This is a genomic window from Acinetobacter sp. F-1 (genome assembly GCF_022869025.1).
GTDB classification, from domain to species: Bacteria; Pseudomonadota; Gammaproteobacteria; order Pseudomonadales; family Moraxellaceae; genus Acinetobacter; species Acinetobacter pseudolwoffii.
The window spans coordinates 85,364-99,538 of the sequence record NZ_JAJKFX010000007.1 but is presented as its reverse complement, the minus strand read 5'-3'; the positions used below and the strand labels follow the sequence as shown (position 1 = coordinate 99,538).

The 14,175-nt window shown below is 44.6% G+C and carries 13 protein-coding genes; 12 read left to right on the top strand and 1 reads right to left on the bottom strand.

Annotated features, from left to right (window positions below; all coding sequences use genetic code 11):
• Positions 1–12 precede the first annotated feature (12 nt).
• The 12 genes from nirD to LOZ91_RS08455 all read left to right on the top strand — a co-directional run bounded on the left by nirD (position 13) and on the right by LOZ91_RS08455 (position 13,331).
• Complete coding sequence (nirD, locus tag LOZ91_RS08510) at positions 13–1,623, top strand: nitrite reductase small subunit NirD (RefSeq protein ID WP_244783035.1); 1,611 nt, start codon at positions 13–15, stop codon at positions 1,621–1,623.
• 180 nt (positions 1,624–1,803) lie between these two features.
• Positions 1,804–4,581 (top strand): nitrate reductase, encoded by a 2,778-nt coding sequence (locus LOZ91_RS08505; RefSeq protein ID WP_244783033.1) that lies wholly within the window; start codon positions 1,804–1,806, stop codon positions 4,579–4,581.
• The gene (locus tag LOZ91_RS08500) at positions 4,578–5,204 is read left to right on the top strand and encodes an NTP transferase domain-containing protein (RefSeq protein ID WP_244783031.1); all 627 of its coding nucleotides are present in this window, start codon (positions 4,578–4,580) and stop codon (positions 5,202–5,204) included. The genes LOZ91_RS08505 and LOZ91_RS08500 overlap by 4 nt, the downstream gene beginning before the upstream one ends.
• A gap of 231 nt (positions 5,205–5,435) precedes the next feature.
• Positions 5,436–6,461 (top strand): GTP 3',8-cyclase MoaA, encoded by a 1,026-nt coding sequence (gene moaA / locus LOZ91_RS08495; protein WP_244783029.1) that lies wholly within the window; start codon positions 5,436–5,438, stop codon positions 6,459–6,461.
• A gap of 2 nt (positions 6,462–6,463) precedes the next feature.
• On the top strand, positions 6,464–6,730 hold the full coding sequence (locus LOZ91_RS08490) for a MoaD/ThiS family protein (protein ID WP_244783027.1): 267 nt from the start codon (positions 6,464–6,466) through the stop codon (positions 6,728–6,730).
• 1 nt (position 6,731) lies between these two features.
• Complete coding sequence (locus LOZ91_RS08485; protein ID WP_244783025.1) at positions 6,732–7,274, top strand: molybdenum cofactor biosynthesis protein MoaE; 543 nt, start codon at positions 6,732–6,734, stop codon at positions 7,272–7,274.
• 70 nt (positions 7,275–7,344) lie between these two features.
• The gene (moaCB, locus tag LOZ91_RS08480; protein WP_244783024.1) at positions 7,345–8,268 is read left to right on the top strand and encodes a bifunctional molybdenum cofactor biosynthesis protein MoaC/MoaB; all 924 of its coding nucleotides are present in this window, start codon (positions 7,345–7,347) and stop codon (positions 8,266–8,268) included.
• Positions 8,265–9,506, top strand: coding sequence for a molybdopterin molybdotransferase MoeA (locus tag LOZ91_RS08475; protein WP_244783023.1), 1,242 nt, complete (start codon positions 8,265–8,267; stop codon positions 9,504–9,506). Before moaCB ends, LOZ91_RS08475 begins: the two co-directional genes overlap by 4 nt.
• A 47-nt stretch (positions 9,507–9,553) precedes the next feature.
• Complete coding sequence (gene modA, locus LOZ91_RS08470; RefSeq protein ID WP_244783022.1) at positions 9,554–10,318, top strand: molybdate ABC transporter substrate-binding protein; 765 nt, start codon at positions 9,554–9,556, stop codon at positions 10,316–10,318.
• A gap of 6 nt (positions 10,319–10,324) precedes the next feature.
• Positions 10,325–11,008 carry a molybdate ABC transporter permease subunit gene (gene modB, locus LOZ91_RS08465; protein WP_244783021.1) on the top strand — a complete coding sequence of 228 codons (684 nt, stop codon included), beginning with the start codon at positions 10,325–10,327 and terminating at the stop codon, positions 11,006–11,008.
• A 1-nt stretch (position 11,009) separates the two neighbouring features.
• Positions 11,010–11,651, top strand: coding sequence for an ATP-binding cassette domain-containing protein (locus LOZ91_RS08460; RefSeq protein ID WP_005096928.1), 642 nt, complete (start codon positions 11,010–11,012; stop codon positions 11,649–11,651).
• Between the two features lie 330 nt (positions 11,652–11,981).
• Positions 11,982–13,331 (top strand): MFS transporter, encoded by a 1,350-nt coding sequence (locus LOZ91_RS08455; protein ID WP_071851172.1) that lies wholly within the window; start codon positions 11,982–11,984, stop codon positions 13,329–13,331.
• Positions 13,332–13,630: 299 nt separating this feature from the next.
• Here the strand turns inward: LOZ91_RS08455 and cynS are convergent, their stop codons facing one another.
• Positions 13,631–14,080 carry a cyanase gene (gene cynS, locus LOZ91_RS08450; protein ID WP_004280338.1) on the bottom strand — a complete coding sequence of 150 codons (450 nt, stop codon included), beginning with the start codon at positions 14,078–14,080 and terminating at the stop codon, positions 13,631–13,633.
• Positions 14,081–14,175: the final 95 nt, after the last annotated feature.

Here is a 14,175-nt window from a genome sequence, read left to right as displayed (position 1 = left end):
GGGAGAATGAAAATGACAATTTTAAAAGATATGAACGAACTGAACTGGTACGAAGTCTGTCATCTGGATGAGATCACCCCGAATACTGGTGTTGCAGCTTTGATTGAAGATCAGCAGATTGCAATTTTTCGCGTGGGTCAGGAACAGCGGGTGTATGCGCTCAGCAATCAGGATCCGTTTAGTCTGGCCAATGTCATGGCACGTGGCATTCTGGGGGATCTGCAAGGTGAGCGTGTAGTCGCATCCCCAATTTACAAGCAGCATTTCAGTCTGGTGACCGGCCGTTGTCTGGAAGAACAAGACAAGAAATTACTGGTATTTCCAACCCGAATTGAAAATGGCAAAGTTCTGGTGAGTCCAACTCCACAAAAGACCTATATTTCCAGTAATGGTCAAAACACAGAGCGTTTAAAACTGGTACTGGTCGGGAATGGGCTGGCGGGTATGCGCTGTCTGGAAGACTTGCTGGATATGGCGCCAGATCGTTATGACATGACCGTAATTGGGGGAGAACCGTGGGGCAATTACAACCGGATCATGTTGTCACCGGTATTGTCTGGTGAGAAAAGCTTTGCCGAAATTATGCTGCATTCAGCCGACTGGTATGCCGAAAAAGGCATTCGATTCATCGCTGGAGATGCTGCCATCGCTATCGACCGTTCGCATAAACAGGTTCATACCGGAAAAGGCGAAGTCGTTGCTTATGATCGTCTGATCCTCGCGACCGGTTCCAAACCTTTCGTACCGCCAATTCCGGGTGCTGAACTTGAAGGCGTGATTAGCTTCCGGGATATTCAGGATGTTAACCGCATGCTGGATTACTGCAAAACCAAGCAAAACGCCGTCGTGATTGGGGGCGGCCTGCTGGGACTGGAAGCAGCTTATGGACTGAAGCAGCAGGGGATGAATGTGACTGTGCTGCACCTGATAGACCGTATTATGGATCGTCAGCTGGATATGAAAGCCAGTCAAATGCTGAAAAAATCAATTGAAGATAAAGGTATCCGGATCATTACCGAAGCCAACACCGAAGAGCTGCTCGGTATTGATGGTCACGTGACTCAACTGCGTTTAAAAGACGGGACAGTGCTGGATGCCGATCTGGTGGTCTTTGCCGTCGGGATTCGTCCGAATAAAACTCTGGCTGAACAGGCTGGCTTGCGCTGCAATCGTGGGGTGCTGGTGAATGACACCATGCAAACCTATGACCCGAGTATTTATGCAGTGGGTGAATGCATTGAGCATCGTGGCCAGACCTTTGGACTGGTTGAGCCATTATGGGGACAGGCCTTTATCTGCGCGACGCATCTGGCTGAACATGGCCGACTGACCTTTAAGGCACCGACTGTTCCGACCCAACTCAAGGTTAGCGGATGTGATGTCTTCTCAGCCGGAAATTTTGAACCTCAGGATGATTTTGAAGATATCGTGCTGAATGATGAAAAACGTCAAATCTATAAACGGATCATTATCCAGCAGGACAAGGTCATTGGTGCGGTGCTATTTGGCGATACCGAAGATGGAGCTTGGTATGCAGAACTGATTGCAGATCAGACACCGATTAGTAATATCCGCAGCAAACTACTTTTTGGTCGGGATTTTGCATTAAAAAAGGCAGGGTAATCGGATCAATCTCCCAACCCCTCTTTAAACAAGAGGGGAACCTCTCTCCTTTATTAAAGGAGGGTTGGTGAGGATTAAAGCTTTTGAGACATAGAAAAAATTTAAATCAAACCTGTAAAAGCTAGATATCAGAGATTTGGTGAAACAAGTGAATTTGGATGATTAAGGAGCGCAGCAGCAATGAATAGTATTCCGGTTATGGAACTACATAGCTCTACTGAATCCCAAATAAAAACCACTCAGACGACCTGTCCTTATTGTGGAGTAGGCTGTGGTGTCATCGCGCACGTAAGCCAAACCTCGATGGGTGAAAAGGTTCAGATTGAAGGCGATGTTCAGCATCCTGCGAACTTGGGCAAGTTGTGTATTAAAGGCAGTCATCTTGCCGATACACTTGGCTTAAAAACCCGGCTTCTACATCCGATAACAGGTCGAAAAGAGCAGCGGCAAATAAGCACTTGGGATCATGCCATTTCAAGTATTGCCAATAAATTTCAGCAATGTATTGATCAGTATGGACGTGACAGCATCGCCTTTTATGTCTCCGGCCAGCTTTTGACTGAAGACTATTATGTGGTGAACAAGTTTGTAAAAGGCTATCTGGGTACTGCCAATATTGATACCAATTCAAGACTGTGCATGTCTTCTGCTGTGGCGGCACATAAACGGGCTTTCGGCGAAGACCTGGTACCGGCCAGCTACACAGATTTTGAGCAGACAGAAATGGTGATTCTGGTCGGTTCCAATACTGCCTGGTGCCATCCGGTGCTTTATCAGCGCATCATGAAAGTCAAAGAAGAGCGGGATTTATTCGTGGTGGTGATTGATCCCCGCTTTACCGCAACCTGTGAAGCGGCAGACTTACACTTGCCGATTTTACCAGGTCAGGATGTCGCGCTGTTTAATGGCTTGTTGCAGTATCTTCAGCAAAATGGTCATGCCGATCTGGATTTTGTTACCCAACATACTCAAGGTCTGGAGCAGGCGCTTGCCAGCAGCTCGACAGAGTCATCGATTGAAAGCGTGGCAAAGCGTACTGGTATTGCTATTGAAAAATTAACCTTATTTTTTCAGAAATTTGCCCAGACCGAAAAAATCATGAGCCTGTTTTCCATGGGTGTAAACCAATCCTCTCAAGGAGTAGACAAGGCCAATAGCATTATCAACTGTCATTTATTGACAGGGAAAATAGGCAAACCCGGTGCGGCACCTTTTTCCATGACTGGACAACCGAATGCGATGGGCGGACGGGAAGTCGGTGGGCTGGCCAATATGCTGGCCAGCCATCTAGATTTGGAGAATCCGCAGCATCAGCAACTGGTGCAGGACTTCTGGCAAAGCCCGGTCATCGCGCGGCAGCCCGGATTAAAAGCAGTAGATTTATTTCAAGCGGTGGAAAGCGGAAAAATCAAGGCCATCTGGATTATGGCCACCAATCCGATCGTGAGTTTGCCCAATGCAGATCAGGTTAAACGCGCTCTGGAAAAGTGTGAATTTGTAGTGGTTTCTGATATTTGTCTCGACACTGATACCACGCAATATGCCGATGTACTGTTACCGGCACTGGGTTGGGGCGAAAAAGATGGCACAGTCACCAATTCGGAGCGCCGTATTTCACGGCAAAAGGCCTTTTTGCCGGCTCCGGGTGAAGCCAAAGCAGACTGGTGGGCCATTTCCCGGGTGGCTCAGGTCTTAGGTTTTCGCGGTTTTGACTTTAACAATAGCCATGACATTTTTCTGGAACATGCCCGTTTATCTGCCTATCAGAATGGTTCACTTTCGCAACGCGCAGATACGCCAAATTTCCGCTATTTCAACCTGCAAGGTTTAACTCATCTCAGTTTTGCAGAATATCATAATCTGGCACCGATCCAGTGGCCAGTCTGGGATAAGCAAGAAGTTCATCAGGTTGGTCAACTATTTAGCCAAGGCCAGTTTAGCCATGCAGATGGCAAAGCCAGATTGGTGCCAACAGTTGCAGCCGATCCGGTACATGCTATTTCTACTGAATATCCGCTGATCCTAAATACCGGACGGATCCGCGATCAATGGCACACCATGAGCCGTACCGGATTATCTGCCAGTTTATCCCAGCATCGTGCCGAGCCTTATTGTGAGTTGCATCCGCAAGACGGGCTGAAATATGGCCTGAAAGATGGCGAGCTGGTCGAGGTGAAATCCGCTTGGGGAAGTTGTGTACTCCGTGTGCAATTTTCACAAAATATGCGACGTGGCCAGATTTTTGCACCGATTCACTGGAACGACCAGTTTGCGTCCGATGCGCGGATTGGCAAAGTGGTGAATCCGGTGGTTGACCCGATTTCCGGCGAGCCAGAGTTTAAGCATACTCCGGTGATGATCCAGCCATTTTATACTCAGTGGCAGGGCGTGCTGTATGTACGGGAAGGCTTTAAACAACAGATCCAGACCATGATTAAAAATACGGTGTGGTGGAGCAAAATTCAAACCACTCAGGCCATCCGTTATGAACTGGCAGACCGGCGCAGGTTTTCTGACATCACCGGGCAGATCAAGAGTCTCTTAGACTTTAATGATGAAAGCTTTGAATGGCTGAATCTCGAAGATCAAACGGCGCATATCAGTCATAGTGTGGTTCTTCAGGATGGCCAGTTAATTGCCAGTTTTTATATCGCACCGGCGGCATTATTGCCAGATCGTGACTGGGTGGCTGGCCTGTTTAGACGTGAACGTCTGAGTGCATTACATCGTAAAGCATTGCTGGCAGGTCAGGCCATGTCGATGGGAAATAGTGAAGGAGCATTGGTCTGTAGCTGTTTTAAGGTCGGCAAGAACCGAATTATTCAAACCATTAAAGATAAAAATATCACGCATGAAAAACAGGTGACTGCATGTCTAAAAGCCGGAGGAAATTGCGGTTCGTGTTTGCCAGAAATTAGAGGCCTGATTAAGGCCTGCCAGACGGAGTGCATAGAATGAAAAGAAGAGTGATGAAGACGGTGTCTTATCCGGAAACCGACGTGGTGATTCTGGCCGGAGGTTTAGCGCGGCGCATGAATGGCATCAATAAATTGCTGCACAAATTTGATGATGAAATCCAGCTGATTAAAATCCATCAGCAACTGAAGTCCCGGGCAAGCAAAGTCTGGGTCAATAGCCATCGGGATCACTCTATTTATAAACGGATGATTCCTTCGATTGATTTTTATCAGGACGATGAACCCGGCTTTCAGGGACCATTGATGGGCATGAAGAGTGCCTGGTCACATGTGGAATCTGATTATGTGCTGTTCGTGCCTTGTGATGTGACCTATATCCCCAAAAAGGTCATTTCACGTTTACATCAGGCCTTGCAACGACATCCCTTATGTGAAGTGGCGGTAGTTGAAATCAATGAAAAGGCATTGTTTCCATTCTGTCTGATGAAACACAGCAGCTTACCCACTCTTATACAACATCTTGAAAATGATCAGCACAGTTTAAAACTCTGTTTTGCTGACATGCATATGCAGCGGGCAAGTTTTAAAAATCGTGCCCTGTTTTTCCACAGTATTAATTCATTTGACGAGCTACAGCAGCATCAACAGCTTAACTTTCTTTAGCATTTAAAATGCTAAAAGCCGAATCATCATATTCTGGCTCAACAAAATATTGCTTTTTTTTATTTTTCGAACAAAATTTCGGACTAAAAAAGAACAAATATTATCCATTAATATTATTTAAAAATAAATTTGTGCAAAGTTGGAACACTTATTGCTCATTCATTGTGAAGAAATAGGGCAGTAAATCAAGACTGTTAAATAACCGTGCAGATCTCATCATGGACCGCAGCAATGAACAGCATGAAAGTTTTAGCATCTCGCAGTATCTTTCAGGATCAGTTTGGACGCCAGAAACGTAAGTTGCGAATATCAGTGACTGACCGCTGTAATTTCAAATGCAGCTATTGCATGCCTGAACATCCGGAATGGATGAATAAAAAAGATTTGCTCAGTTTTGAAGCCCTGTATGCTTTTTGCGAGTTTATGGTGCGACACGGGATTGAGCAGATCCGGGTGACGGGGGGCGAACCGTTGATGCGCCAAGGCATCGTTCATTTTATTGCCCGCTTACAGACGCTGAAAGCCTTTGGCCTTAAACGTATTTCCATGACCAGCAATGGCCATTATTTAAAAGATTATGCCCAGCCGCTTAAACAGGCAGGACTGGACGACCTGAATATCAGTCTGGACAGTCTTGATCCAAAGCAGTTTCAGCAACTGACCCAAAAACAGTTACAGCCTGTACTTCAAGGTATTTCTGCCGCGCAGCAGGCAGGGTTGTCCGTCAAGATAAATAGTGTGCTCATCAAAGGCATCAATGACAATCAGATTATTCCTCTCGTAAAATGGGCACAGTATCAGGCTGTAGAACTGCGTTTTATTGAGTTTATGCCCCTCGATGGCGATCAGAAATGGAATCCGTCTGATGTCATCAGTGAGCAGGACATATTGGATCAACTGAAAACCGAATTTGATGTCCAGGTATCTCAAGGACAAGGCGCCAATCCAGCCCGTGGCTATCTGATCAATGGGCAGCCTTTGGGGATTATTTCTACCATTACCCATTCATTTTGCGGTGATTGTGACCGCCTGCGCCTCAATGCCCAAGGCGAATTTTATAACTGCTTATTTGCCAGACAAGGCCTGAACCTTAAGGCAGATATCGAACAACTGGCGCTGGATCATTTCGCCACACAGACATTTCAGTACAAGCTTCACGCTTATATCTGGCAAAAAGAAGCTGGTTTCCATGCGATCCAGCAATCACCAATACAAAAGCCGATCCGAAAAATCAGCATGCACAGCATTGGAGGATAAATATGTCACTCACTCAGCAAAAATTAATTCATATCAAAATAGAAGCCTTCGGTGCGATTGAACGACAACTTCCAGCAGATTTAAATTTGCAATGTGAGTCTGAAATTCAGGTCTCTGAAGTTCTGAACCAGTTGCTATCCATTTATCCTGATATACAGCCCATACTGGAACGTTGCGCCTGTGCAATCGGTGAAAACATTATTTCCAGACAGAACGTTTTAAATCGGGACAGTACGCTGGTGCTGTTATCGCCGGTAGCAGGAGGCTGAGATGCAACTCAAACCATTAAAACAATTTGCCCGAATCCAGCAGACTGCTTTCAGGATGGAGGATTTTGATGATATTCAGCATTTTCCGGAATGTGGTGGAATCGGCATCTTTGTCGGAACAGTACGTAATCATCATCAGGGGAAAGCTGTGCGTGCCCTGAAATATACCGCCTATGTGCCTGTGGCTGAAAAAATGATTCGTGAAATTGAACAGCAGATCCAGACCAAATACCAGGTGTCTTATGTGCGGGTGGTGCATCGGACTGGTGAGTTGGGGATTGGGGAAACAGCCATCATTGCTATGGCTTATGCGGCCCATCGTCGTGAGGCTTTTGCTGCCTGTGAGGAAGCTGTGGAACGGGTGAAGCATGAAGTTCCGGTCTGGAAAGAAGAATTTTATATGGATGGTAGCAGTCAATATGTCGAAGGCTGTTGTATCCGAAAAGATCATGGACCTGAAACGGATCACTCTCATCATGCAGAAGATCCGCATTGTCACCATCACCATGTAGCACCACACGCTTGCCAATCACCATCTAATTAAATGCGTCCAATGAAGATGCACAAAATGAATCACTTTAAAACAGATTTTAAAAATTAGCCTGGGATGAATCATGAAAAATGTAGGGATGAAAGCAGAAAGTTACCGTACAGCAATTGCCACTGGAATCCTGCATGCACCGCCACATTGCATTGAGCTGCTACGTAATGGCAATACTGAAAAAGGTGATGCCCTGAAAACAGCACGCATTGCCGGCATTCTAGGTGCCAAACGGACCGATGAGCTGATTCCATTGTGCCATCCATTACCGATTTATCGTGCCGATGTGGAATATGAACTGTGTGATGCACATGTCGAAATTATTGCTACCGTTGAAACCATTGGACCAACTGGTGTGGAAATGGAAGCTTTGACAGCGGTCAGTCTGGCAGGTCTGACCTTGTATGACATGCTGAAGCCGCATTGTGAACCGGAAGATTTGTCGCTGGATCAATGCAGGTTGCAGCAGAAAAAAGGCGGAAAATCACATTTTACCCGCGTACTTAAAGAGAGTCTGTCCGCTTCGGTTATTGTGCTGTCCGATACGGTTGCAGCAGGCAAAAAGCCGGACACTGCCGGACAAAACGTAATGGAAATTTTAAAAGAAGCCAATTTTGATTCTATTAGTTATCAGGTTATTCCCGATAGCCCAGAACAGCTCTTGACCCTGATTGAACAGCAGAAAAATCAGTATCCGCTGATTCTAACTGTGGGCGGTACTGGCTTAGGTCCTAAAGACCTGACCGTCGAAACCTTGCAACCTTTGCTGCAACGGGAAATCCCCGGCTTGATGGAAGCTTCGCGTAGTTTTGGGCAAAAACGTACCCCTTATGCGGCATTAAGTCGTGGCGTGGCTGGCTATATTGAGAACAGTCTGGTGATGACCCTGCCGGGAAGTCGGCAGGGGGCGAAAGAATCCCTGATCGCGGTACTTCCTGCGTTGGTGCACTTGTTTGATGTACAAAAAAATATTCCACATTCGGGAGGCTATCAATGAATCAGGCAATATCGCATTCAGCCTGCGGTGCTGAGCCGGGACTGATTTCTGTTGATCAGGCACTACAGATGATACTTGAGCAGACGAATGTCTTGGCAACTGAAAGCCTGCCGCTTGTTCAGACTCTGAATCGCTATCTGGCAAAAGCGATTGATTCGGCTATTCCATTGCCGCTGTTTTCACAAAGTGCTGTAGATGGCTATGCGCTTTGTAGTGCAGAAAATGTTAGTGCTCACAGCACTTTTGAACTCATTGGAGAGATTCGGGCAGGGCAAAGTACTAAAATTGAACTGCGTCTAGGTCAGGCGGTTCGGATTTTTACCGGTGCCAGGATTCCGGCAGGAACTACAACAGTCGCCCGTCAGGAAATTGTCGAATGCCATGCCAATCAAATCATCATCACAACAGACCTAAAACCTCATACGGATATACGTGACGCAGGCGAGGAAATCGCACAAGGACAACGTCTGGCAGATGTAGGACAAAAACTGCATGTAGGTGCAATTGCAGCTTTAAGTATGGCAGGCGTAAAGCAGGTTTCAGTCTATCGTTATCCTAAAATTGCTGCTGTGATTACTGGAGATGAAGTCGCTTCCAGCATTGAAGACCTGAATTCCGGAAAAATCTTTGACGCCAATGCTCCACTGATTCAGGCCTGGTTTCAATCACAGGGTCAAAACGTAGATATTCTGCATGTTTCAGATAATGAGTATGAGCTGCAAACGTTAATACATCGTCTTAAAAACCAATACGACTTCATATTGACCACAGGCGGGGTTTCGGTGGGTGATTATGATTTCATTCGTCCTGTTGCCTTGGAGCAGGGTTTTGAGCAGATTTTCTGGAAAGTGAAGCAGAAGCCCGGAAAACCGATGTTATTTGCCAAGTATCGTCGAGATGATCAAGGTTACTGTTATCTCTTGGGTTTGCCGGGAAATCCGGCTGCTGTGTATGTCGGGATGCAAATCTATACGGCAACTTTACTGAATGCCTTACAAGGGCAAAAGCAGTCACCTGCATGGCTTAGTGCGGTAATGACACATGATTTGAAAGCGGATGCACGTGAACGTTTTTTAAGAATGGCTGCAGAATTTGATCAGGGTACTTTAAAGCTCAAAAGCCTGGCGAAACAGCAGTCGCATATGTTGAGTAATCTGATGCAGGCCAATTGTCTGGTACGTATTCCGGCAGCAACAGAAATCCAAGCCGGGCATGTGGTACAAGGTTTACTGATTTGAAATGCCTGTCGCAATTCTCAATATTCGAATCACATAGAATGAGAAAGATGGATTTATTCAAAGTTCTACTCACTGGCGTGCTGTTGACTAGCCCCATGCTGTATGCCGAAACAGTTAAAATATATGCCGCAGCCAGCCTGACCAATGCGATTACTGATATTTCCAGACTATATGAGCAACAGCATCGGGACATCCAGATCGTTCCGGTTTTTGCTGCGTCTTCGGTATTGGCGAAACAAATTGCGGCGGGAGCCAGCAGTGATCTATTTTTCTCTGCAGACCTGGACTGGATGAATTATCTGATCAAGAAACAAAAAATTCAGATCGGTCAGATTCGACCTATGCTTTTGAATGAACTCGTATTGATTAGTTCTATTCAGCAAAAAAATCATTTTAAAATGTCAGCTGACTTTAATTTTGCTAAAGCCTTTCAGGGTTATTTATGTACCGGACAAATGGAATCGGTGCCTGCTGGAAAATATGCCAAACAAAGCTTAACCGGGCTGGGCTGGTTGAATCAGCTTCGAGGCAGAATTGTCGGTACGGATAGCGTCCGTTCAACTCTCGCATTTGTAGAACGTGGCGAATGTCAGGTCGGTATTGTGTATAGAACTGATGCCTTGATGAGTAAAAAAGTTAAAATTTCGGGGGTGTTTCCAGCCAGAACACATCGTCCGATTGTGTATCCGATTGCTTTAACCCGGCAGGGCCAGAAAAATCAGGCAGCAGTCCAATTTTCTGAATTTATCCAGACGAGTCCAAGGGCCAGGCAGATTTTCCAGAAATATGGTTTTAAGCTTAAGGTAGGCTAACTGCTCATGCCTACACCAGAAGAACTGAGTGCCTTAGCGCTTTCAGCCAAAGTAGCGGGCTTTGCCACAGCGGTGTGTCTGCCATTTGCTATCGCCGTAGCATGGTTACTGGCGCGTTATGAATTCAGGGCCAAATTTCTCGTAGAGGCAATATTGCAGATGCCTATGGTGCTACCGCCGGTAGTACTGGGCTATCTTCTGCTCCTGCTATTTGGTCATCAGGGTATGCTGGGGCAATATCTACATAAATGGGGAATTCAGCTGATATTTAACTGGAAAGGTGCGGTACTGGCAGCAATGATTGTGGCATTTCCTTTAATGGTTCAACCCATTCGCTTGTCTTTTCAAATGATCAACCGGCAGTTAGAACAGGTGGCAGGATCTTTGGGCGCCACACCATGGCGGGTATTCTGTAGCATTAGCCTGCCTCTGGCTTTGCCTGGAATTTTAATCGGTAGCATTTTATGTTTCAGCCGCAGTCTGGGAGAATTTGGTGCCACGATTACCTTTGTTGGCAATATTCCAGAAGAAACCCGTACCATTCCCATCGCCATTTATAGCCTGTTACAACAGCCTGATGGAGAAAGTATGGCTATGCGTTTGGTCATTTTATCTCTGATTCTGGCTTTTTCAGCCTTGATTGCAAATTACTGGATCATGCAGAAGTATCAACGTAAATTGGAGGGCTAAGATGCTGAAGTGTGATTTTCAGTTTAATTACGCAAATTTCCAGCTACAGGCCAGTCTGGATATGCAGACACAATTGATTGGTATTGTGGGAGCCTCAGGAAGTGGGAAAAGCACCTTTTTAAAAAATATTGCAGGGCTATTAAAACCATCACAAGGCTTTATTCATTTTCAGCAAAAAATATTATTTGATCATCAGCAGAAACTGAATATTCCTGTTCATCAAAGAAAAATTGCCCTGATTTTTCAGCAAGCCCTACTGTTTCCGCATCTGAATGTCATGCAGAATTTGAAATATGCAGAACAGCTAAATATAAAAAATAAAGGTCAGCAGAAATTTACGTTTGAAGACATTGTGGAGTTACTCGAATTAAAGCCACTACTTCGGCATCGGGCGCATCAGCTTTCTGGTGGACAGGCACAGCGCGTTTCTATCGGTCGTGCACTTTTATCTTCTCCCGACCTATTACTTTTGGATGAGCCTTTAAATGGACTGGATCAAAAGCTGAAAAACCAGATTTTACCTTTTCTGAAAATTGTGATTCATCAAACAGATTTACCCATGATTTATGTGACTCATCATGTAGATGAAGTGGCGTATTTACAGGCACAACTGCTGCATTTTGAAAAGGGAAAAATTATTTGATCCAGCCCTGCACCGATTTAAACCAGCAATGACTCCGAGCAGGTCATCCTCTCGCTGTTTTTCTAACAATGCCTCAGAAGATATCTACCTTTCTCTCTATTTTTAAAAAAGAAACATCTAAGTTAAAATCCTGAATATAAATTAGTTAATATAAAACAATATCTTATTCTATTTTAAAAATAATCTGGCATGACCTGTGCATATACCTGATTAAAGTCAAAGAAGACTCTACATTTGTATGACGGCCAATGACGTCCGTTCTGATCGTTACTGACATGCCTGGTGCATCACAGTGACTTAAATACGTTCAGTTCTGGTAAGGAAATGGCTATGTCTTCAAATACAAGTCTCAATAAAGCAACAAAAATAAGTCTATTTAACTTCAGTAGTTCAGCGATGCGGGCCTTCCATATGAGTTGGCTCGCTTTTTTTGTCTGTTTTTTTGCATGGTTTGCCTGTGCACCCTTAATGCCTGTGATTGCCGGTGAATTCAGCCTGACCAAAGAGCAGATCGCCAATATCAATATTGCCGCAGTCGCGATTACCATTCTGGTGCGTCTGATCGTGGGGCCGTTATGTGACAAGTACGGTCCGCGTAAAACCTATACCGCCTTACTGATTATTGGCAGTATTCCGGTGTTTGGTGTGGCATCGGCCAACAGTTATGAATCTTTCTTGTTTTTCCGTTTATTGATTGGCGCCATCGGTGCCAGCTTCGTGATTACCCAATATCATACCAGTATCATGTTTGCGCCAAATGTGGTGGGAACGGCAAATGCAACTACAGCAGGTTGGGGGAATGCCGGTGGCGGTGCGACTCAAGCCCTGATGCCTTTAATGCTGGCTGCTTTGGTCATGTTCGGTGTAGAACAGGCAATGGGATGGAGAATTGCGCTTCTGGTGCCGGGTATTCTGATGATCATTGTCGGTGTACTGTACTGGAAATTCACCCAAGACTGTCCACAAGGCAATTTTAAAGAACTCCGTGCTGAAGGTATTTCTGTTGGTAGCGATAAAAAAGGCGGCCTTGCAATCTTGATGCATGCCGCACGTAACTACCGTGTGTGGATTTTGTTTGGAGCTTATGCAGCCTGTTTTGGTATTGAAATTTTCATCCATAACATTATTGCCTTGTACTTTGTCGACAACTTCCAGTTTGGCCTAAAAGAAGCAGGCATGGCTGCCGGGATTTTTGGTTTACTGGCATTGTTTGCCCGTGCCTTGGGTGGCATTGTTTCAGACAAAGTTGCGATTCAAAAAGGTCTGGATGGTCGAACCAAAGTCCTGTTTGCCTTGATCATGCTGGAAGGTCTGTTTCTTATTCTGTTTTCGCAAATGAATAGTGCAACCTTGGCGATCATGGCAATGACCATCTTTGCCTTGTTTACTCATATGGCATGTGGCGCTACCTATGCACTGGTACCTTTTATCGACCGTGATGCCTTGGGTGGTGTGGCCGGTATTATTGGAGCAGGTGGCAATGTCGGCGCGGTAGCTGCAGGTTTCCTGTTAAAAGGCATGCTGGATATTCAAACCACTTTGATGGTACTGGGTAGCTTGGTGGTGATTGCTGCAAGTTGTGTGTTGATGATCCGCTTCTCTGTCGAACATAAAGAAAAAGAACAGCTGTTATATGAACAGGCAGTAAATGAACGTCATCTGGCGGAAGCACAGCAATAACACTACATTCCTGATTTAAAATGAATGAACAAAAAGGATAGCAATATCCTTTTTGTTGTTTTTGCTAACTCACTAATAAAATGATGAACCCAATATTCAGGATGGGAAAGTATTATTTAAACAGGACAGGAGGATTGAATTCATCGAATAAAAATAAAATTATTTATAGGTTGTAAGTTTAATTTGAGATGAAAAAATTATATATATTTTAATAACGATTTTAAAAAATAAATGAATTTAATGAGTGCAGATAAAATAAAAGCCATTTTCAAAATGGCTTTTATTTTTAGAATGATAAATTAATAGGTTTTGTAAGGTAAAAACTTTCCGGATAATACGACGTTCACCCGATCTCCGTTTGGATTATTCTCACGTTGAATATCCATATTGAAATCAATTGCACTCATAATTCCATCACCAAATTCTTCATGGATCAGTTCTTTAATAGTCATACCATAGACGCTGACAACCTCATACCAGCGATAAATCAGCGGATCTGTCGGCACGCTAGTTGGCAGAGAACCTTTATAGGGTACGATTTGCAGCCAGGCGATGGCTTCATCAGTCAATCCAAATATTTCACCAATTTTTTCTGCCTGTTCTTTATTAAAAGCCATCTGACCCAAACATGCGGCTGTCACCCATTCTTTAGAAAGGCCTATTGTTTCAGCGACATCTGCCCATTTGATAGACTTTAAAACTTTCGCTGAAATAATCATGTCTGTCACTTGTTGACGATGGCTAATCATAATCTTCTCCAATAGCTATATTTAAAAAATGACCGCTATAGATAATGCAGATATTGTGCCAATATAATTATAAGGATGAAATTTTAAAATAATTT

Excerpts from the sequence above, each read along its gene's own strand:
- LOZ91_RS08475 (WP_244783023.1), top strand. The coding sequence starts at position 8,265 with ATGAATCAGGCAATATCGCATTCAGCCTGCGGTGCTGAGCCGGGACTG.
- LOZ91_RS08460 (WP_005096928.1), top strand. The coding sequence starts at position 11,010 with ATGCTGAAGTGTGATTTTCAGTTTAATTACGCAAATTTCCAGCTACAG.
- modB (WP_244783021.1), top strand. The coding sequence starts at position 10,325 with ATGCCTACACCAGAAGAACTGAGTGCCTTAGCGCTTTCAGCCAAAGTA.
- moaA (WP_244783029.1), top strand. The coding sequence starts at position 5,436 with ATGAACAGCATGAAAGTTTTAGCATCTCGCAGTATCTTTCAGGATCAG.
- nirD (WP_244783035.1), top strand. The coding sequence starts at position 13 with ATGACAATTTTAAAAGATATGAACGAACTGAACTGGTACGAAGTCTGT.
- modA (WP_244783022.1), top strand. The coding sequence starts at position 9,554 with ATGGATTTATTCAAAGTTCTACTCACTGGCGTGCTGTTGACTAGCCCC.
- LOZ91_RS08490 (WP_244783027.1), top strand. The coding sequence starts at position 6,464 with ATGTCACTCACTCAGCAAAAATTAATTCATATCAAAATAGAAGCCTTC.
- LOZ91_RS08500 (WP_244783031.1), top strand. The coding sequence starts at position 4,578 with ATGAAAAGAAGAGTGATGAAGACGGTGTCTTATCCGGAAACCGACGTG.
- LOZ91_RS08505 (WP_244783033.1), top strand. The coding sequence starts at position 1,804 with ATGAATAGTATTCCGGTTATGGAACTACATAGCTCTACTGAATCCCAA.
- LOZ91_RS08455 (WP_071851172.1), top strand. The coding sequence starts at position 11,982 with ATGTCTTCAAATACAAGTCTCAATAAAGCAACAAAAATAAGTCTATTT.
- LOZ91_RS08485 (WP_244783025.1), top strand. The coding sequence starts at position 6,732 with ATGCAACTCAAACCATTAAAACAATTTGCCCGAATCCAGCAGACTGCT.
- moaCB (WP_244783024.1), top strand. The coding sequence starts at position 7,345 with ATGAAAAATGTAGGGATGAAAGCAGAAAGTTACCGTACAGCAATTGCC.
- cynS (WP_004280338.1), bottom strand. The coding sequence starts at position 14,080 with ATGATTAGCCATCGTCAACAAGTGACAGACATGATTATTTCAGCGAAA.